1 protein-coding gene is annotated in these 22,726 nt (G+C 75.2%); it reads left to right on the top strand.

Annotated elements, in window-relative coordinates; all coding sequences use genetic code 11:
* The first annotated feature begins 54 nt into the window (after positions 1-54).
* Entirely contained in the window at positions 55-22,716 is a 22,662-nt protein-coding gene (locus DEJ51_RS04605; protein WP_411757283.1) for an SDR family NAD(P)-dependent oxidoreductase, read from the top strand.
* The last annotated feature ends 10 nt before the right edge of the window (positions 22,717-22,726 follow it).

Here is a 22,726-nt window from a genome sequence, read left to right as displayed (position 1 = left end):
GGTGAGGTTCCAATGGCGGGTCAGGCGTCGGATCAGGAAAAGATCCTCGGCTACTTGAAGCGGGTGACTGCCGATCTGCACCAGACGCGGCAGCGGCTGCGCGAGGTCGAGTCCCAGGAGCCGGAGCCCATCGCGATCGTCGGCATGGCCTGCAGGTTCCCCGGCGGCATCCAGTCGCCGGAGGACCTGTGGGAGCTGGTCGCGGGCAGCAAGGACGCGATCACCGACTTCCCCACCGACCGCGGCTGGGACATCGAGTCCCTGTACGACGCCGACCCCGAGCAGCGGGGCACCTCGTACACCCGCGAAGGCGGATTCCTCGACGGGGTCGGCGAGTTCGACGCCGCGTTCTTCGGGATCAGCCCGCGCGAGACCCTCGGCATGGACCCGCAGCAGCGCCTCCTGCTGGAGACGTCCTGGGAGACCTTCGAGCGCGCCGGGATCGACCCGACGACGCTGCGCGGCAGCAAGGCCGGCGTGTTCATCGGCACCAACGGCCAGGACTACCCCGACCTGCTGCGCGACGGCGTCCCCCAGGGCGTCGAGCAGTACCTCCTCACCGGGAACGCGGCGAGCGTCGTCTCCGGCCGCCTCTCCTACACCTTCGGCCTCGAAGGCCCCGCCGTCACCGTCGACACGGCCTGCTCCTCCTCCCTCGTCGCCCTGCACCTCGCCGTGCAGGCGCTGCGGGGCGGCGAGTGCTCCCTGGCCCTCGCCGGCGGTGTCACGGTCATGTCCAGCCCGCGTGCGTTCGTGCAGTTCAGCCGGCAGCGCGGACTCGCCCCCGACGGCCGGTGCAAGCCGTTCGCCGATGGTGCCGACGGCACCGGCTGGGGCGAGGGCGTCGGCATGCTCCTCGTCGAGAAGCTCTCCGACGCCCGCCGCAACGGTCACCCCGTCCTGGCCGTCGTCCGGGGCTCCGCCGTCAACCAGGACGGCGCCTCCAACGGCCTGACCGCCCCCAACGGGCCCTCCCAGCAGCGCGTCATCCGCCAGGCCCTCACCAACGCCGGACTCACCCCGGCCCAGGTCGACGCCGTCGAGGCGCACGGCACCGGCACCACGCTCGGCGACCCCATCGAAGCGCAGGCCATCCTCGCCACCTACGGCCAGAACCGGCCCGACGGGCGGCCGCTGTGGCTGGGCTCGATCAAGTCCAACATCGGCCACACCCAAGCCGCAGCCGGTGTCGCGGGCATCATCAAGATGGTCCTCGCCATGCAGAACGGCGTCCTGCCCGAATCCCTGCACGTCGACCAGCCGTCCACCGCCGTCGACTGGCGCACCGGATCCGTCGAACTCCTCACCCGGCCCGTGCCGTGGCCCGAGACCGGCCAGCCGCGCCGCGCCGGCATCTCCTCCTTCGGCGTCAGTGGCACCAACGCCCACACCGTCATCGAGCAGGCCCCGCCCGCCGAGCCGGCCGGCCCGCAGGCCACCGACGGCGCCACCCCGCAGGCCACCGACGGGACCGCCGCGCAGGCCTCCGACGGCGCCACCCCGCAGGCCTCCGACGGGACCGCCGCCGACGGGACCGCCCCGCAGGGTGCCACCGGCCCCGTCCCGCTGCTCGTCTCCGGCCACGGCGACGAGGGCCTGCGCGCCCAGGCCGCCCGCCTCGCCGCCCACCTGCGGGCCGAGCCCGTACTCGCCGCGGACCCCGCGGCCCTGACCGACCTCGGCTACTCCCTCGCCACCAGCCGCTCCTCGCTGGACCGCCGGGCCGTCCTCTTCGCCACCGGCCCCGAGGAACTCCTCACCGGCCTCGACGCCCTCGCCGCCGGGGAACCGCCCGCGACGGGAGTCGTCGGCGCCGTCGCCGAAGGGTCCACCGCCTTCCTCTTCACCGGCCAGGGCAGCCAGCACCCCGGCATGGGCCGCGAGCTGTACGCCACCCACCCCGGCTTCGCCCGCGCACTCGACGCCGTGCGCGACGAACTCGACCGGCACCTCGAACGCCCTCTGTACGACGTACTGTTCGCAGCCGAAGGCACCCCCGAGGCGGCCCTCCTCGACGAGACCGCCCACACCCAGGCCGCCCTGTTCGCCGTCGAGGTCGCCCTCTGCCGCCAGCTCGAACAGTGGGGCGTCACCCCCGACTTCCTCATCGGGCACTCCATCGGCGAGCTCGCCGCCGCCCACGTCTCCGGCGTCCTCACCCTCGCCGACGCGGCCACCCTCGTCGCCGCCCGCGGCCGCCTCATGCAGGCCCTGCCCGCCGGCGGCGCGATGATCGCCGTCGAGGCCACCGAGGACGAGGTCACCCCGCTCCTCACCGACCGCGTCTCGATCGCCGCCGTCAACGGCCCCCGCTCCGTGGTCGTCTCCGGCGACGAGGACGCCGCCACCGCCCTCGCCGAGTCCCTGCGCGCCCGCGGCCGCCGCACCAAGCGGCTCACCGTCAGCCACGCCTTCCACTCGCCGCTCATGGACGACATGCTCGGCGCGTTCCGCGAGGCCGCCGAAGCCGTCACCTACGCCCCGCCCGTCATCCCGATCGTCTCCAACCTCACCGGTGCCTCCGTCACCGCCGAGGAGATCTGCACCCCCGAGTACTGGGTCCGGCACGTCCGCGAGGCCGTCCGCTTCCACGACGGCGTCGCCGCCCTCGCCGCCCTCGGCGTCACCACCTTCGTCGAGGTCGGCCCCGGCGGCGTCCTCACCGCCCTCGCGCAGGACTGCCTCGCCGGCCGGGACGACACCGTCCTCGTCCCCGCGCTGCGCAGCGACCGCCCCGAACCGGCCGCGTTCGCAGCCGCCGTCGCCGGGGCCCACGCACACGGCGTCCGCGTCGACTGGTCCGCCGTCTTCGCCGGACGCTCCGCCACCCGCATCGACCTGCCCACGTACGCCTTCCAGCGCGGCCTGTACTGGCCCGAGCCGCCGGCCGCCTGGGCCGGCGACGTCACCGCCGCCGGCATCGGCTCCGCCGACCACCCGCTGCTCGGCGCCGCGATCACCCTCGCCGACGGCGACGGCTACCTCTTCACCGGGCGGCTCTCCCTCGCCACCCACCCGTGGATCGCCGACCACACGGTCATGGACACCGTGCTGCTGCCCGGCACCGCCTTCGTCGAACTCGCCCTGCGGGCCGGCGAGCACACCGGCTGCGAACTCCTCGACGAACTCACCCTCCAGGCCCCCCTGGTCCTGCCCCCGCACGGCGGCGTCCAGATCCAGCTCGCCGTCGGCGCCCCCGACACAGACGGACGGCGCCCCCTGACACTCCACTCCCGGCCCGAGGACGCCGCCGACGACACCTGGGGCGAAGGCGCCTGGACCCGCCACGCCACCGGCTTCCTCGCCCCCGCCGCCACCGGCGCCGACCGGACCGCCGGCAGCGACCTCGCCGTCTGGCCACCGCAGGGCGCCACCGCCCTGCCCGTCGAGGGCCTGTACGCGTACCTCACCGGCACCGGTTTCGCCTACGGCCCGGTCTTCCAGGGCCTGACCGGCGCCTGGCAGCGCGGCGAGGAGGTCTTCGCCGAGGTCCGCCTGCCCGAGCAGGCCCACGCCGAAGCCGCCCTGTTCGGCCTGCACCCCGCCCTGCTGGACGCCGCGCTCCACGCCGTCGGCATGGGCTCCCTGCTGGAGGACACCGACCACGGCCGTCTGCCGTTCTCCTGGAGCGGCGTCACCCTGCACGCCGTCGGCGCCCGGACCCTGCGTGTCCGCCTCGCCCCCGCCGGGCAGGACACCGTCTCCGTGGACCTGGCTGACGAGACCGGCGCGCCCGTCGCCACCGTCGACGCCCTGCTGCTCCGCCCCGTCACCCCCGACCAGGTACGGGCCGCCCGCACCACCTTCCACGACGCGCTGTTCCGCGTCGAGTGGAGCCCGCTCGCCCTGCCCGCGGCCACCACCGTCGCCCCCGGCCAGTGGGCCCTGCTCGGCGCGGCCACCGGCCCGGTCGGGGCCGGCACCCCGGGCGCGGGCGTCCAGTCCGGCACCGGCGCGGGCGTCGCCGCCCGGTTCGGCGCCGTCCTGCCGACCGCCGCGGCCCACCCGGACCTCGCCGCCCTCGCGGCGGCCGTCGACGCGGGCGCCCCCGTCCCGCAGGCCGTCCTCGTACCCGTCCCCGGCGAGCCGCCGACCGGGCCGACGCCCGTCGACGCGGAACTGCCCGCCGCCGTCGCCGCCGCCCTGCACGACGCCCTCGGCCTGGCCCAGGCCTGGCTCGCCGACGACCGGTTCGCCTCCTCCCGGCTCGTGTTCGTCACCCGCGGCGCCGTCGCCACCACCGCCGCGTCCGACGTCGCCGACCTCGCGCACGCCCCGCTGTGGGGCCTGCTGCGCGCCGCCCAGTCCGAGCACCCCGACCGCTTCGCCCTGCTCGACCTGGACGACCGCGAGGACTCCCTGCGCGCCCTCCCGGCCGCCCTCGCCACCGACGAGGCGCAGCTCGCGCTCCGCGAGGGCCGCGCCGTCGTCCCCCGGCTCGCCCGCGTCCCCGCAGTCCCCGCCGCCGAGGGCCGCGAGGCCCGCCCGCTCGACACCGACGGCACCGCCCTCGTCACCGGAGCCACCGGCACCCTCGGCGGGCTCGTCGCCCGCCACCTGGTCACCGCCCACGGCGTCCGCCGCCTGCTGCTGACCAGCCGCCGCGGCGAAGCCGCCGCCGGAGCCCCCGAACTCCTCACCGAGCTGCGGGCGATGGGCGCCGAGGTCACCCTCGCCGCCTGCGACGCCGCCGACCGCGACGCCCTCGCCGCCGTCCTGGCCTCCGTACCGGACGAGCACCCGCTGACCGCCGTCGTGCACACCGCGGGCGTCCTCGACGACGGCATCCTCGAAGCGCTCACCCCCGAGCGGATCGACCACGTCCTGCCCGCCAAGGTCGACGCGGCCGTCCACCTGCACGAGCTGACCCGCGGACTCGACCTCGCCGCGTTCGTCCTGTTCTCCGCCGCCGCCGGCACCCTCGGCGCCGCCGGACAGGCCAACTACGCCGCCGCCAACACCTTCCTCGACGCCCTCGCCCAGCGCCGCCGCGCCGAGGGCCTGCCCGCCACCGCCCTCGCCTGGGGCCTGTGGGCCGAGCGCAGCGGCATGACCGGCGACCTCGCCGACGCCGACCTGGAGCGGATCTCCCGCGCCGGAGTCGCCGCGCTGTCGTCCGCCGAGGGCCTCGCCCTCATGGACACCGCCCGCGAGACCGGCGAGGCCACCGCCGTACCCATGCACCTGGACCTGGCCGGGCTGCGCCAGGCCGACGCGAGCACGGTCCCGCCGCTGCTGCGCGGCCTGGTCAGGCCCGCCGCCCGCCGCCCCGCCGCAGCCCGGGGCGCCGCGCCCGCCGACGGGCTCGCCGAGCGGCTGCTGCCGCTGACCGCCCCCGAACGCGACCGGCTGCTGCTGGCCACCGTCCGCGTCCAGGTCGCCGCGGTCCTCGGCTTCCCCGGCCCCGACGCCGTCGACCCCGGCCGGGCCTTCAAGGAACTCGGCTTCGACTCGCTCACCGCCGTCGAACTGCGCAACCGCCTCGGCTCCGCCACCGGCGTCCGGCTGCCCGCCACCCTCGTCTTCGACTACCCCACGCCGAACGCCCTCGCCGCGTTCCTGCGGACCGAAATCCTCGGAGACCTGGCCGCCCCCGCGGGCGCCGGCACCCCCGTCACCCGTGCCCAGGGCCCGGCCGTCGCGGACGAACCCATCGCGATCGTCGCCATGGCCTGCCGCTACCCCGGCGGGGTCACCACCCCCGAGGAGCTGTGGCAGCTCGTCGCCGGCTCCGTCGACGCCGTCTCGCCCTTCCCGACGGACCGCGGCTGGAACCTGGACGCGCTGTACGACTCCGACCCCGGCCGCGCCGGGACCTCGTACACCCGCGAGGGCGGATTCCTGCACGACGCCGCCGACTTCGACCCTGACGTCTTCGGCATCAACCCCCGCGAGGCCCTGGCCATGGACCCGCACCAGCGGCTCCTGCTGGAGACCTCCTGGGAGGCCTTCGAGCGGGCCGGCATGGACCCGGCCGCACTGCGCGGCAGCCGCACCGGCGTCTTCGCGGGCGTCATGTACCACGACTACCTGACCCGCCTCCCCGCCGTGCCCGAGGGCCTGGAGGGCTACCTCGGCACCGGCACCGCGGGCAGCGTCGCCTCCGGCCGCATCTCCTACACCTTCGGCCTGGAGGGCCCGGCCGTCACCATCGACACGGCCTGCTCCTCCTCCCTGGTCGCCCTCCACCTCGCCGCGCAGGCCCTGCGCAGCGGCGAGTGCGACATGGCGCTTGCGGGCGGCGTCACCGTCATGTCCACCCCGGACACCTTCATCGACTTCAGCCGCCAGCGGGGCCTGTCCACCGACGGCCGCTGCAAGTCCTTCTCCGCCGACGCCGACGGCACCGGCTGGGCCGAGGGCGCGGGCATGATCCTCGTCGAGCGGCTCTCCGACGCCCGCCGCAACGGCCACCCCGTCCTCGCCGTGGTCCGCGGGACCGCCGTCAACCAGGACGGCGCCTCCAACGGTCTGACCGCCCCCAACGGGCCCTCCCAGCAGCGCGTCATCCGCGAGGCCCTCGCCCAGGCCGGGCTGACCACCGCCGACGTCGACGCCGTCGAGGCGCACGGCACCGGCACCACCCTCGGCGACCCCATCGAGGCGCAGGCCCTGCTCGCCACCTACGGCCAGGGCCGCCCCGACGACCGGCCGCTGCGCCTGGGCTCCATCAAGTCCAACATCGGCCACACCCAGGCCGCGGCGGGCGCCGCGGGCGTCATCAAGATGGTCCAGGCGATGCAGCACGGCGTCCTGCCCGCATCCCTGCACATCGGCGAGCCGTCGCCGCACATCGACTGGACCGCCGGTGCCGTATCCCTCCTGACCGAGCGGGCGCAGTGGCCCGAGACCGGCCGGCCGCGCCGCGCGGGCATCTCCTCCTTCGGCGTCAGCGGGACCAACGCGCACGTCGTCATCGAACAGCCGCCCGCAGCCGACGAGGACGCCGCCACGACGGCCCCGTCCGCAGCCCAGGCCGCATCCGCCACCGCTCCGGACGCCGCCACCGGCGCCGCCGCTCCGTCCGCCACCGCTTTGTCCGCCGCCACGGCCTCCGCTGCCGCCCCGGCCGCATCCGCCACCGCTGCCGCCGACGGCCCCGCCCTGCCGTTCGTCGTCTCCGGCCGTACCCCCGACGCGCTGCGCGCCCAGGCCGCCCGCCTCGCCGGCCACCTCGCGGACCGCCCCGGGGCGGCCCCCGCCGATGTCGCGTTCTCCCTGGCCACCACCCGTACCGCCCTCGACCGGCGGGCCGCCGTCGTCGCCGCCGACCGCGATCAGCTCCTCAACGGCCTCACCGCCCTCGCCGAAGGCCGCGACGCCGCCGGGCTGGTCCGCCACGAGACGGGCGACGGACGCCTCGCCGTCCTCTTCACCGGCCAGGGCAGCCAGCGCCCCGGCATGGGCCGCGAACTGTACGCCGCCCACCCCGTCTTCGCCGCCGCCCTCGACGAGGCCTGCGCCGCCCTGGACCCGCACCTCGAACAGCCCCTCAAGGAGGCCCTGTTCACCGAGGACGGGACGCTCCTGGACCGGACCGGCACCACCCAGCCCGCCCTGTTCGCCCTGGAGACCGCCCTCTACCGGCTCGTCGAGTCCTGGGGCGTGCGCCCCGACTTCGTCGCCGGCCACTCCATCGGAGAGATCACGGCCGCGCACGTCGCGGGCGTCCTCTCCCTGACCGACGCAGCCGCCCTCGTCGCCGCCCGCGGCCGCCTCATGCAGGCGCTCCCCGAGGACGGCGCGATGATCGCGCTCGCCGCCACCGAGGACGAGGTCCGCCCGCTGCTGGCCGGCCACGAGGACCGCATCGGCATCGCCGCCGTCAACTCGGCCTCCTCCGTGGTCGTCTCCGGCGACGAGACCCTCGCCCTGGAGATCGCCGCCGGGTTCGAGCAGCGCGGCCGCCGCACCAAGCGGCTCACCGTCAGCCACGCCTTCCACTCCCCGCTGATGGACGGCATGCTCGACGCTTTCCGCGACGTCGCCGCCTCCCTCACCTACCACCCGCCCGTCATCCCCGTCGTCACCCACCTCACCGGCGAGATCGCGGACGAGGCCCTGCGCACCCCCGAGCACTGGGTCGCCCACGTCCGCGAGGCCGTCCGCTTCCTCGACGGCATCCGCACCCTCGACGCCGAGCACGTCACCACCTACCTCGAACTCGGCCCGCAGGGCGTGCTGTCCGGCCTCGGCCGCGACTGCCTCGACGACACCGACTCCGACGCCGTCTTCGTCCCGGCCCTGCGCCGCGACCGCGGTGAGTGCGAAGCCCTCGCCGCGGCGGTCGCCGCCGTCCACACCCGGGGCGTCCGGGTCGACTGGACCGCGTACTTCGCCACCACCGGCGCCCGCCGCACCGACCTGCCCACCTACGCCTTCCAGCGCCGCCGGTTCTGGCTGGAAGCCCCCGCCGGGTTCATCGGCGACGTCGAATCGGCCGGCCTGGGCGCAGCCCACCACCCGCTGCTCGGCGCCGCCGTCCCGCTCGCCGACGGCGAGGGCTTCCTGTTCACCGGACGGCTCTCCCTCGACACCCACCCCTGGCTCGCCGACCACGCCGTCATGGGCACCGTGCTCCTGCCCGGCACCGCCTTCGTCGAACTCGCCGTCCGCGCGGGCGACCAGGCCGGCTGCGACCTGCTGGAAGAGCTGACCCTCGAATCCCCGCTCGTCCTGGCCCCGAACGCCGCGGTCCGCCTGCAGATCGTGGTCGGCGCCCCCGACCGGGACGGCCGCCGCACACTCGACCTCTACTCCGGCGACCCCGACGCCGCCGACGACGAACCCTGGACCCGGCACGCCACCGGCACCCTCGCCTCCGGCACGTCCCGGCCCGCCTTCGACCTCACCGCCTGGCCCCCGGCCGGCGCCGAGCCCGTCCCCGTCGACGGCCTGTACGAGCACCTCGCGCAGGGCGGCTTCGCCTACGGCCCCGTCTTCCAGGGCCTGCGCGCCGCCTGGACCCTCGGCGACGACGTCTACGCCGAGGTCGCCCTGCCCGAGGACCGCCACGCCGAGGCCACCCGGTTCGCCCTGCACCCGGCCCTCCTCGACGCCGCCCTGCACGCCACCTTCGTCCGGCCGGCCGGCACCGACCGCCAGGCCGGGCTGCCGTTCTCCTGGCGCGGCGTGTCCCTGCACGCCGTCGGCGCCGCAGCGCTCCGCGTCCGCCTCCGCCCCGACGGCGACGACCTCCTCGCACTCGAACTCGCCGACACCACCGGCGCACCCGTCGCGGCCGTCGAGCAGCTCCGGATCCGGCCCGTCGCCGCCGACCGCCTTGCCGGGCCCGCGCGCACCGCGCACCACGAGTCGCTGTTCCGCCTCGAATGGGCCACCCTCCCGCTCCCCGCCACCACGCAGGACACCGCCCCCGGCGACGGCTGGGCCGTCCTCGGCACCGGCGACGGCCTGCCCGGCCGCGCCTACGCCGGTCTCGTGGAACTCGCCGCCGCCCTCGATGCGGGCGCGCCCCTGCCCCCGTACGTCCTCGCCCCCTGCCCGGCCGCCCCCGACCCCGCGGCAGCCCTCACCCCCGACGCGGTCCGCGCCGCGGCCCACGAGGCCCTCGCCCTCGTCCAGGGCTGGCTCGCCGAGGACCGCTTCGCGGCCTCCCGCCTGGTGCTCGTCACCCGGGGCGCCGTCGCCACCCAGGGCGACTGGGACCTCACCGACCCGGTCCACGCCCCCGTCTGGGGCCTGGTGCGCTCCGCGCAGTCCGAGAACCCCGACCGGTTCGTCCTCGCCGACCTCGACGGCCCCGCCGCCGACGGCACCCTCCTCGTCGCGGCCCTCGCCACCGGCGAGCCCCAGTTCGCCGTCCGCCGCGGCACCGTCCACGCCCCCCGCCTGGCCCGGATCCCGGCCCGCACTCCGCTGACCGCGCCCGCCGACGGCTCCGCCTGGCGCATGGACATCGAGGACAAGGGCACCCTCGACCACCTCACCTTCCTGCCCAGCCCCGAGTCCGAGGCCCCGCTGGAGCCCGGCCAGGTCCGCGTCGCCGTCCGCGCCGCCGGCCTCAACTTCCGCGACGTCCTCAACGCCCTCGGCATGTACCCCGGCGACCCCGGCCTCATGGGCTCGGAAGGCGCCGGCACCGTCCTGGAGACCGGGCCCGGCGTCACCGACCTCGCACCCGGCGACCGCGTCATGGGCATGCTGCCCGGCGCGTTCGGCCCGCTCGCCGTCGTCGACCGCCGCATGATCGCCCCGATGCCCGCGGGCTGGACCTTCACCGACGCCGCGGCCGTACCGATCGTCTTCATGACGGCCTACTACGCCCTGCACGACCTTGCCGGTCTCCGCGCGGGCGAGTCCCTCCTCGTGCACGCCGCAGCCGGCGGCGTCGGCATGGCCGCCGTCCAGCTGGCCCGCCACTGGGGCGCCGACGTCCACGCCACCGCGAGCCCCGCCAAGTGGGACACCCTGCGCGGACTCGGCCTGACCGACGACCGGATCGCCTCCTCCCGCACCCTCGACTTCGAGGACGCCTTCCGCACCGCCACCGGCGGCCGCGGCGTCGACGTCGTCCTGGACTCCCTGGCCCGCGAGTTCGTCGACGCCTCGCTGCGGCTGCTGCCGCGCGGCGGACGCTTCGTCGAGATGGGCAAGACCGACGTCCGCGACCCGCAGGACGTCGCCGCCGCCCACCCCGGCGTCAGCTACCAGGCCTTCGACCTCACCGAGGCCGGCCTCGACCGCATCCAGGAGATGCTCACCGCCCTCCTCGGCCTCTTCGAATCCGGCGCCCTGCACCCCATCCCGGTCTCCTCCTGGGACGTGCGCCAGGCCCCCGAAGCCTTCCGCTACCTCAGCCAGGCCCGCCACACCGGCAAGATCGTCCTCACCGTGCCCGCCGAGTGGAACACCGACGGCACCGTCCTCGTCACCGGCGGCACCGGCACCCTCGGCGCCCTCGTCGCCCGCCACGCCGTCACCGTCCGCGGCGCCCGCCGCCTCATCCTGACCAGCCGCCGCGGCGAAGCCGCCGCCGGAGCCGCCGAACTCGCCGCCGAACTGCGTGCGCTGGGCGCCGACGTCACCGTCGCCGCCTGCGACGCCGCCGACCGCGACGCGCTCGCCGCCCTCCTCGCCGGCATCCCCGCCGAGCACCCGCTCACCGCCGTCGTCCACACCGCCGGCGTCCTCGACGACGGCGTCACCACCGCCCTCACCCCCGAGCGGCTCGACACCGTCCTGCGGCCCAAGGCCGACGCCGCACTCCACCTCCACGAACTCACCCGCCACCTCGACCTGGCCGACTTCGTCCTCTTCTCCTCCGCCGCCGGCACCTTCGGCGGAGCCGGCCAGGCCAACTACGCCGCCGCGAACGTCTTCCTCGACGCCCTCGCACGCCACCGCCACGCGCACGGCCTGCCCGCCACCTCCCTCGCCTGGGGCCTGTGGGCCGACGCCAGCGGCATGACCGGCGAACTGGACACCGCCGACAAGGACCGCATGACGCGCTCCGGCGTCCTCGGCCTGTCCTCCGACGAGGGCCTCGCCCTCCTCGACACCGCCCACCGCACCGGCGACGCCCACCTCGTCCCCATGCAGCTCGACCTCGCCTCGCTGCGCCAGGCCGACGCGAGCATGGTCCCGGCCCTGCTGCGCGGCCTCGTGCGCACCACGGCCCGCCGGACCGTCGAGGCCACCGCCACCGGCACCGGAACCCCGCTCGTCGAGCAGCTCGTACGGCTCCCCGCCGGCGAACGCGACGCGCTCCTCCTGGACCTCGTACGCGACCAGGTCGCCGCCGTCCTCGGCCACGCCACCCCCGACGCCGTCGAACCCGGCCGGGCCTTCAAGGACCTCGGCTTCGACTCCCTGACCGCAGTCGAGTTCCGCAACCGGCTCGGCGCCACCGCCGGTGTCCGCCTGCCCGCCACCCTCGTCTTCGACTACCCCACGCCGACCGTCCTGGCGGCCTACCTCAGGGACGAACTGCTCGGCTCCGAGGCCGCGGCCGCCGCCCTCCCGCGCCACCACGCCGGGCCCGGCACCGCCGCCGACGCCGACGACCCCATCGCCATCGTCGCGATGAGCTGCCGCTTCCCCGGCGACGTCCGCAGCCCCGAGGAGCTGTGGGAACTCCTCGCCGAGGGCCGCGACGGCATCGCCCACCTCCCCGCCGACCGCGGCTGGGACACCGAGGCGCTGTACGACCCCGACCCCGACAACCCGGGCACGTCCTACGCCCGCGAAGGCGGCTTCTTCTACGACGCCCACCACTTCGACCCCGCCTTCTTCGGGATCAATCCCCGCGAGGCCCTCGCGATGGACCCGCAGCAGCGCCTGCTGCTGGAGACCTCCTGGGAGGCCTTCGAACGCGCCGGGATCGACCCGACGGGCCTGCGCGGACAGCAGGTCGGCGTGTTCGTCGGCCAGATGCACAACGACTACGTCTCGCGCCTGAACACCGTCCCCGAGGGCGTCGAGGGCTACCTCGGCACCGGCGGCTCCAGCAGCATCGCCTCCGGCCGCGTCTCCTACACCTTCGGCTTCGAGGGCCCCGCCGTCACCGTCGACACCGCCTGCTCGTCCTCCCTGGTCGCCCTGCACCTCGCCGCGCAGGCCCTGCGCGCCGGGGAGTGCACCCTCGCCCTCGCGGGCGGCGTCACGATCATCACCACCCCCGACGTCTTCACCGAGTTCAGCCGCCAGCGCGGCCTCGCCGCCGACGGCCGCTGCAAGCCCTTCGCGGCCGCCGCCGACGGCACCGCCTGGGGCGAGGGCGTCGGCATGCTCCTCGTCGAACGCCTCTCCGACGCCCGCCGCAACGGCCACCAGGTCCTGGCCGTGGTCCGCGGCACCGCCGTCAACCAGGACGGCGCCTCGAACGGCCTGACCGCGCCGAACGGCCCCGCCCAGCAGCGGGTCATCCGCCAGGCCCTGGCCAACGCCGGCCTGAGCACCGCCGACGTCGACGCCGTGGAGGCCCACGGCACCGGCACACGGCTCGGTGACCCGATCGAAGCCCAGGCCCTGCTGGCCACGTACGGCCAGGACCGCCCCGCGGACACCCCGCTGTGGCTCGGGTCCATCAAGTCCAACTTCGGCCACACGCAGGCCGCCGCCGGTGTCGCGGGCGTCATCAAGATGGTCGAGGCCATGCGCCACGGCCTCCTGCCCCGCACCCTCCACGTCGACGCGCCCTCCCCGCACGTGGACTGGTCGGCGGGCGCGGTCTCGCTGCTCACGGAGCCGACGGCCTGGCCGGAGACCGGCCGGCCGCGCCGTGCGGGCGTCTCGTCCTTCGGCATGAGCGGCACCAACGCCCACGCCATCATCGAACTCCCGGAGCCCGACGGCACCCAGGCCGCAGGCGACGCCGGTTCCGCCGCGCCTGCCCCGGCCCTCGCGGGCCCGGCGGCGCTGCCCTGGCACCTGTCCGCCCGTACGCCCGAAGCCCTGCGTGCCCAGGGCGAGCGGCTCCTGGCCCACCTGGAGGCGCACCCGGAGGCGAAGCCCGCCGACATCGGCCACGCGCTCGTCACCACCCGTGCCGTCTTCGAACACCGCGCGACCGTGGTCGCCGCCGACCTCGACGGCTTCCGGACCGGCCTGACGGCCCTCGCGGAGGGCCGTCAGGCGGCCGGACTGGTCCGGGGGACGCAGCCGGCGACGGGGGAGAAGCTGGCCTTCCTGTTCACCGGGCAGGGCAGTCAGCGGCTGGGGATGGGGCGTGAGCTGTACGACGCCTTCCCGGTGTTCGCGGAGGCGCTGGACGCGGTGTGTGCGGGGATGAGCCTCGAACTTCCTCTGCGGGATGTCCTGTTCGGGGCTGATGCGGCTGTTCTGGATCGTACGGAGTATGCGCAGCCCGCGTTGTTCGCGGTCGAGGTGGCGCTGTTCCGGCTACTGGAGTCGTGGGGCGTCAGGCCGGACTTCCTCGCCGGCCACTCGATCGGCGAGATAGCCGCCGCGCACGTTGCCGGCGTGTTCTCGCTGGAGGACGCCTGCACGCTGGTCGTGGCTCGGGGCCGGTTGATGCAGGCGTTGCCGTCGGGCGGTGTGATGATCGCGGTGCAGGCTTCGGAGGACGAGGTCCTGCCGCTGCTGACCGACCGTGTGAGCATCGCGGCCGTCAACGGGCCTCAGTCGGTCGTGATCGCGGGTGACGAGGACGCGGCGCTGGCTGTGGTGGCGTCGTTCGCCGACCGGAAGACCAAGCGCCTGACGGTCAGTCACGCCTTCCACTCGCCGCACATGGACGGCATGCTGGACGCCTTCCGTGAGGTCATGGCGGGGCTGTCGTTCGCGGCTCCGCGGATCCCGGTCGTCTCCCACCTGACCGGTGCCCTCGTCTCCGACGAGATGGGTTCGGCCGACTTCTGGGTGCGGCACGTCCGCGAGGGCGTGCGGTTTCTGGACGGGGTGCGGGTGCTTGAGGCCGCGGGCGTGACGACGTATCTCGAACTCGGGCCCGACGGTGTGCTGTCGGCCCTCGCCCAGGACTGCGTCTCCGGCGAGGGCGCCGCCTTCGCCCCCGCCCTCCGCAGGGACCGCACCGAGGCCGAGACCCTGCTCACCGCACTCGCCACCGCTTACGTCCGCGGCACCTCCGTCGACTGGCAGGCGTACTACGCCCCGCTGGGTGCCACTGGCACCCGAGTGGACCTGCCGACGTACGCCTTCCAGCGCGCCGTCTACTGGCTCGACGCCGGCCGCACCGACGGCGACGTCACCGCTGCCGGTCTCGGCGCCGCCCACCACCCGCTGCTCGGCGCCGCCGTCCAGCTCCCCGACTCCGACGGCCACCTGTTCACCGGCCGCCTCTCCCTGTCCACCCACCCCTGGCTCGGTGACCACCGGGTCATGGGCGTGGCGCTCCTGCCCGGCACGGCGTTCGTCGAGCTGGCCCTCCAGGCCGCGGAGCACGTCGGCTGCGACCTCGTCGACGAACTCACCCTGGAATCGCCGCTGGTGCTCCCCGAGCACGGCGCCGTCCAGCTGCGGCTCTCCATCGGCGCGCCCGACCCGTCGGGCCGCCGCCGCAGCCTCGCCCTGCACTCCCGCCCCGAGGACGCGGACCCGGACACCCCGTGGACGCGGCACGCCGTCGGCGCGCTCGCGACCGGGACCGACACCGTCCCGCAGAGCCTGACCGACTGGCCGCCGACGGGAGCGGATCCCGTCCCGGTGGACGGTCTGTACGAGGGCCTTGCGGACTCCGGCTTCGGCTACGGCCCGGTGTTCCAGGGCCTGCGCGCGGCCTGGTCGCAGGACGGCACCTACTACGCCGAGGTGGCCCTCCCCGAGGGCGCCGCGGACGACGCAGCCCGATTCGGCCTCCACCCGGCCCTGCTCGACGCCGCCCTGCACGCCCTCGGACTGGGCGGCGCCGCGGACACCGCAGGCGCGGAAGGACGGCTCCCGTTCTCCTGGACCGGTGTCGCGCTGCACGCGGTGGGGGCCTCCGAGCTCCGTGTCCGCCTGACCACCGCCCGCAACGGCGAGGTCGCGCTCACCCTGGCCGACGCGGCCGGAGCACCGGTCGCCTCGGTCGCCGGACTGGCCCTTCGGGCCGTGAGCCGGGACCAGCTCGACACCGCGCCGGACCTGACCCGGGACTCCTTGTTCCGGGTGGAGTGGACGGCGGTGCCTGGGGCCGGGTCGTTCGATGACTGGCTGCTGCTGGGTGAGGGTACGCAGGTGTTCGCGGACCTGGCCGGGCTGGGTGTTGCGGTCGCCGAGGGCGGTGTGATTCCGGCGGCGCTGGTGGTGCCGTGCACGGGGCTGCCCGGGGGTGATGTGGCGGCTGCGGTGCACGAGGAGACCGCTCGCGCGCTGGGGTTGTTGAAGGGGTGGTTGGCGGATGAGCGGTTCGCTGATTCCCGTCTGGTGTTCGTGACGCGTGGTGCGGTGGATGCCGTGCCGGGTGAGGGCGTCGCGGACCTGGTGCATGCTGCGGTGCGGGGTCTGGTGCGTTCGGCGCAGTCGGAGAATCCGGGCCGGATCGTCCTGGTCGACGTCGGCGCGGATGGTGACCTGCACGAGGGTGTGTCGGCCGCGCTGGCTTCGGGCGAGCCCGAGGTGGCGGTGCGCGGGGGAGCCCTGCTGGTGCCGCGTCTGGCCCGGGCAGCCGCGCCTGTGGGTGAGCCCGTTCCGTGGGGTGCCGAGGGCACGGTGCTGGTGACGGGTGCGAGTGGTTCGCTGGGCGGGCTCTTTGCCCGGCACCTGGTCGCGGAGCGTGGTGTGCGCCGTCTGCTGCTGGTGAGCCGGCGGGGTGAAGTTCCGGCTCTGTCTGCCGAGTTGGCGGAGTTGGGTGCCGAGGTGGTCTGGGCGGCGTGCGACGTGGCCGACCGTGAGGCTCTGGTCGCTGTCCTGGCCGGGGTTCCGGCGGAGCACCCGCTGACCGCGGTTGTCCATACGGCTGGTGTGCTCGATGACGGTGTGGTGGGCTCGCTGACGGCCGAGCGGTTGTCGGCGGTGTTGCGTCCGAAGGTGGACGCGGCCTGGAACCTGCACGAGCTGACCGAGGGCCTCGATCTGTCGGCGTTCGTGCTGTTCTCCTCCGCTGCCGGTGTCTTCGGCGGCGCGGGTCAGGCGAACTACGCTGCGGGCAACGTCTTCCTGGACGCGCTGGCGGCTCACCGCCGGGCCCGGGGTCTGGCTGCGACCTCCCTGGCCTGGGGTCTGTGGACCGGCGTCGGCGGCATGGGCGGTGACCTCACCGAGGGCGACCGGGACCGCATCAACCGCGGCGGTATCCGCGTCTTGACCCCGGAGACCGGGCTCGCCCTGTTCGACGCGGCCGGCCGCACCGCCGAACCCCTGCTCCTGCCCCTCCCGCTCGACCTGGCCGCCCTGCGTGCCCAGGCGCGCAGCGGCATGGTGCCCGACCTGCTGCGCGGCCTCGTCCGCGTTCCGGTCCGGCGGGCGGCGGGCCAGGGCGGAACCGCCGATGCCTCCGCGCTCCGTACGCGGCTTGCGGCGCTCCCCGCCGCCGAGCGTGAGGCGGCCCTGCTGGACGCCGTCCGCGCCGAGGTGGCCGCCGTACTGGGCCACACCTCCACGGACGAGGTTCCGGCCGACCGGGCCTTCAAGGAGCTGGGCTTCGACTCCCTGACCGCCGTCGAACTCCGCAACCGGCTCGGCGCCGCCACCGGTGTCCGGCTGCCCGCCACCCTCGTCTTCGACTACCCGAACCCGAACGCCCTCGCCGCGTACCTGCGGGCCGAGGTCCTCGGCCTCTCGCCGGAGGAGGACACGGCCGACGCGGCCGGGCACGGCTCCGCGCCCGCCACCGCCGTCCACGGCGACGACCCGATCGTCGTCGTCGGCATGAGCTGCCGCTACCCCGGCGGGATCGAGACCCCCGAAGACCTGTGGCGCCTGGTGGCCGGCGGCATCGACGCCATCTCGGAGTTCCCGCAGGGCCGCGGCTGGGACCTGGACTCGCTCTACGACCCGGACCCGGACGGCAAGGGCACCAGCTACACCCGCTCCGGTGGCTTCCTGCACGACGCGGGCCGCTTCGACCCCGCCTTCTTCGGGATCTCCCCGCGCGAGGCCGTGGCGATGGACCCGCAGCAGCGTCTGCTGCTGGAGACCTCCTGGGAGGCCTTCGAGCGGGCGGGCATCGACCCGGCGACCATGCGCGGCAGCCGTACCGGTGTCTTCGCCGGCATCATGTACCACGACTACGCGACCCGGATCACCTCCGTCCCGGACGGCGTCGAGGGCTACCTCGGCACCGGCAACTCCGGCAGCATCGCCTCCGGCCGCGTCTCGTACGCCTTCGGTCTGGAAGGCCCCGCGGTCACCGTCGACACGGCCTGCTCCTCCTCGCTCGTCGCGCTGCACTGGGCGATCCAGGCGCTGCGGGGCGGCGAGTGCGACATGGCACTGGCCGGTGGCGTCACGGTCATGTCGACGCCGGGCACCTTCACCGAGTTCAGCCGCCAGCGCGGTCTGGCCGCCGACGGCCGCATCAAGTCCTTCGCCGCGGCCGCCGACGGCACCAGCTGGGCCGAAGGCGCGGGCATGCTGCTCGTGGAGCGGCTGTCCGACGCCCGGCGCAAGGGCCACCCGGTCCTCGCGGTGGTCCGCGGGTCGGCGATCAACCAGGACGGTGCCTCCAATGGTCTGACCGCCCCGAACGGTCCGTCCCAGCAGCGCGTCATCCGCCGGGCCCTGGCCTCCGGCGGACTGACGAGCGACCAGATAGACGTGGTCGAGGCGCACGGCACCGGCACGACGCTGGGCGACCCGATCGAGGCGCAGGCCCTGCTGGCCACGTACGGCCGGGAGCGGGCGGTGGACGAACCGCTGTGGCTGGGCTCGATCAAGTCGAACATGGGCCACACGCAGGCCGCCGCGGGTGTCGCCGGCGTGATCAAGATGATCATGGCGATGCGGCACGGTGTCCTGCCGAAGACCCTTCACGTCGACGAGCCGACCCCGCACGTGGACTGGGAGGACGGAGCCGTCACGCTGCTGACGGAGTCCGTGCCGTGGCCCAAGACCGGCCGGCCGCGCAGGGCCGGTGTGTCCTCCTTCGGCATCAGCGGCACCAACGCGCACACGATCATCGAGCAGGCCCCGGACGAGGTGGCCGAGGCCACCGGCTCCGGTGACGGGATCCCGCCGGCCCTGCCGTACGCGGTCTCCGCGAAGTCGGCGGACGCCCTCCGCGGCCAGGCCGCCCGCCTGCGCCGCCACCTGGAGGACACGCCCGACGCGCCGGCCGCCGACGTGGCCTACTCGCTCGCGACGCGGCGTGCGGCTTTCGACCACCGTGCGGTGGTCGTGGCCGGTGACCGGGAGGAGCTGCTGCGCGGTCTGGCCGCCGTCGCGGACGGCGACCCGGCGGCCGCCGGGGTCACGAGCGGCGTGGTGGGTGCGGCCGGGGCCGGGAAGCTGGCCTTCCTGTTCACCGGCCAGGGCAGCCAGCGCCTCGGGATGGGGCGTGAGCTGTACGACACCCACCCGGTGTTCGCGGCCGCACTGGACGCCGTGTGCGCGCGCCTCGACCTCGAACTCCCGCTGAAGGAAGTCCTGTTCGGGACCGACGCGGACCTGCTGAACCAGACGGCCTTCACCCAGCCCGCGCTCTTCGCGGTCGAGGTGGCCCTGTACCGGCTCGTTGAGAGCTGGGGAGTCCGTCCGAACTTCCTGTCCGGCCACTCGATCGGTGAGATAGCCGCCGCGCACGTTGCCGGCGTGTTCTCGCTGGAGGACGCCTGCACGCTCGTCGCGGCTCGTGGTCGTCTGATGCAGGCACTGCCGTCGGGTGGTGTGATGGTCGCGGTGCAGGCGTCGGAGGACGAGGTCCTGCCGCTCCTGACCGACCGCGTGAGCATCGCCGCGGTCAACGGGCCGACCTCGGTCGTGATCGCGGGCGACGAGGACGCCGCGCTCGCCGTGGTGGCGGCGTTCGCCGACCGCAAGACCAAGCAGCTCACCGTCAGCCACGCCTTCCACTCCCCGCACATGGACGGCATGCTGGCCGACTTCCGCAAGGTCGCCGAGGGCATCAGCTATGCCGCGCCGCGCATCCCCGTCGTGTCGAACCTGACCGGCGCCCTCGTCACCGACGAGATGGGTACCGCGGACTTCTGGGTCCGGCACGTCCGCGAAGCCGTCCGCTTCCTGGACGGCGTCCGGGCCCTGGAGGCCGCGGGCGTGACCACGTACCTCGAACTCGGCCCCGACGGCGTCCTGTCCGCCATGGCCCAGGACTGCCTGACCCAGGACGGCGCCCGGTTCGCGCCCGCCCTCCGCTCCGGCCGCCCCGAGCCCGTCACCCTCCTCACCGCCCTCGCCGGCGCGCACGCCCACGGCGCCACCGTGGACTGGGAGGCGTACTTCGCCCCGACCGGCGCCCTCCCGGCCGAGCTGCCCACCTACGCCTTCCAGCGCGACTGGTACTGGCTCGACTCCGCGGGCACCGACCACCACACCCCGGGCGACGCCGCAGGCTTCGGCCTCGGCGCGACGGACCACCCGCTGCTCGGGGCAGCCGTCGAACTCCCCGACTCGGACGGGTTCCTCTTCACCGGACGTCTCTCCACCGCAACCCACCCGTGGCTCGCCGACCACACCGTCCTCGGTTCGGTCCTGCTGCCCGGCACGGCCTTCGTGGAACTGGCGGTCCGCGTCGGCGACCAGGTCGGCTGCGGCGTCCTGGAGGAGCTGACCCTGGAGGCCCCGCTCGTCCTCCCCGAGCGCGGAGCGGTCCAGCTGCGGCTCTCCGTCCCCGGAGCCGACGACACCGGCCGACGCACCTTGTCGCTGTACTCCCGTGACGAGGACAGCCCGGCCGACGAGCCGTGGACCCGGCACGCCGCGGGTGTCCTCGCCCCCACCGCCGACGCGCCGGACCCCGCGCCGGACCCCGCAGCCGACCTCACGGCCTGGCCTCCGGCCGGAGCCGAGGCCGTCGACCTCGACGGCCTGTACGAGGGACTCGCCGCGGCCGGGTTCGACTACGGCCCTGCCTTCCAGGGCCTCCGCGCGGCCTGGCTGCACGGCGACGCGGTGTGCGCCGAGGTCGCCCTGGACGAGGAGACCGCCCGGACGGCCGACTGGTTCGGCCTCCACCCGGCACTGCTGGACGCCACCCTCCACGCGGCCGGACTCGGCGGACTCGTCGAGAACACCGGCCGGGGACGGCTCCCGTTCGCCTGGAGCGGCGTCCGCCTGCACGCGGCCGGAGCCTCCGCGCTCCGGGTCCGCCTGGCCCCGGCCGGCCACGACGCGGTCTCCCTGGACCTCGCCGACCCGGCGGGCGCACCGGTCGCCTCGGTGGAGTCGCTCGCCCTGCGGGCCGTCTCGCCCGAGCAGATCGGCGCGGCGTCACGCGGCGGCCGTCCGGAGTCCCTGTTCCAGGTCGACTGGACGGCCCTGCCCCTGACCCCGGTCTCCCCGGCCGAACAGCGCCCCTGGGCCCTGCTCGCGGACGGTCACGCGGGACTGGACACCGTGGGCGTGCGCTACACGGCCCACGCCGCACTGGCGACGGCCGCGGCCGCGGAGCTCGTGTGCGTCCCGCTGACGGGGCTGCCCGGGGGTGATGTGGCGGCTGCGGTGCACGAGGAGACCGCTCGGGTGCTGGGGTTGTTGAAGGAGTGGTTGGCGGACGAGCGGTTCGCTGGTTCCCGTCTGGTGTTCCTGACTCAGGGTGCGGTGGATGCCGTGCCCGGTGAGGGTGTGTCGGACCTGGCGCATGCCGCGGTGCGGGGTCTGGTGCGTTCGGCGCAGTCGGAGAACCCGGGCCGGATCGTCCTGGCCGACCTGGACGGCTCCGACGCCTCCTACCGCGCACTGCCCGCCGTACTGGCTTCGGGTGAGTCCGAGGTGGCGGTGCGGGACGGCGCGGTGCTTGTGCCGCGTCTGGCCCGGGCTGCTGCCGCCGGGGGGGCCCTGGAGTGGGGTACCGGGGGCACGGTGCTGGTGACGGGGGCGAGTGGTTCGCTGGGCGGGCTCTTTGCCCGGCACCTGGTCGCGGAGCGGGGTGTGCGCCGTCTGCTGCTGGTGAGCCGGCGGGGTGAAGTTCCGGCTCTGTCGGCTGAGTTGGCGGAGTTGGGTGCCGAGGTGGTCTGGGCGGCCTGCGACGTGGCCGACCGTGAGGCACTGGCCGCTGTCCTGGCCGGGGTTCCCGCGGAGCACCCGCTGACCGCCGTCGTCCACACGGCTGGTGTCCTCGATGACGGTGTGGTGGGCTCGCTGACGGCCGAGCGGTTGTCTGCGGTGTTGCGTCCGAAGGTGGACGCGGCCTGGAACCTGCACGAGCTGACCGAGGGCCTCGATCTGTCGGCGTTCGTGCTGTTCTCCTCCGCTGCCGGTGTTTTCGGCGGCGCGGGTCAGGCGAACTACGCCGCGGGCAACGTCTTCCTGGATGCGCTGGCGGCTCACCGTCGGGCCGAGGGTCTGGCTGCGACCTCCCTGGCCTGGGGTCTGTGGGCCGAGGTCGGCGGCATGGGCGGCACGTTGGAGGCCGAGGAGGTCTCCCGGCTCGACCGTGGCGGTGTAGAGGCGCTGACGGCCGCCGAGGGTGTGGCACTGTTCGACGCCGCGACGGCCGGCGAACAGCCGCTGCTGGTGCCGGTGAAGCTGGACCTGGCCGCCCTGCGCACCCAGGCGGGTACCGGCATGATCCCGCCGCTGCTCACCGGCCTCGTCCGTACACCCGCCCGCCGCGCCGCGGCCGCCGCCACGGGCACGGACGGCGGAGCGGAACTGCGCGAGCGCCTCACCGGCCTCGCACCCGCCGCGCAGGACGAAGCGCTACTGGAGCTGGTCTGCTCGTACGTCGCCGGAGTCCTCGGCTTCGCCGGACCCGAAGCGGTCGACCCCGTACGGTCGTTCAGCGAGGTCGGCTTCGACTCCCTGACCGCCGTGGAGCTGCGCAACCGGCTCGGCGCCGCCACCGGAGTCCGTCTCCCCGCCACCCTCGTCTTCGACTACCCGACGCCGACGGCGCTCGTGGAGTACCTGCGGGGCGAGCTCTGGCAGGACGGCGCCGCAGCCGTGCCCCCGCTCCTCGCCGAGCTGGACCGGCTGGAGAAGACCCTCGTCACGTCGTCGCCCGACGACGCGGGCCGCGACCGCATCACCGAACGCCTCCAGGCCCTGCTGACCGCCTGGAGCGAGGCCGGCGCCCTGGCCACCGGTTCCGACGGAGCCGACGTGGCCGAGGCCTTGGAGAGCGCGACGGACGACGACCTCTTCGACTTCATCGGCAAGGAGTTCGGCATCTCATGACCCGGCAGCT

The organism is Streptomyces venezuelae (assembly GCF_008642275.1).
GTDB classification, from domain to species: Bacteria; Actinomycetota; Actinomycetes; order Streptomycetales; family Streptomycetaceae; genus Streptomyces; species Streptomyces venezuelae_E.
This window is presented reverse-complemented; position numbering and strand designations above follow the sequence as displayed.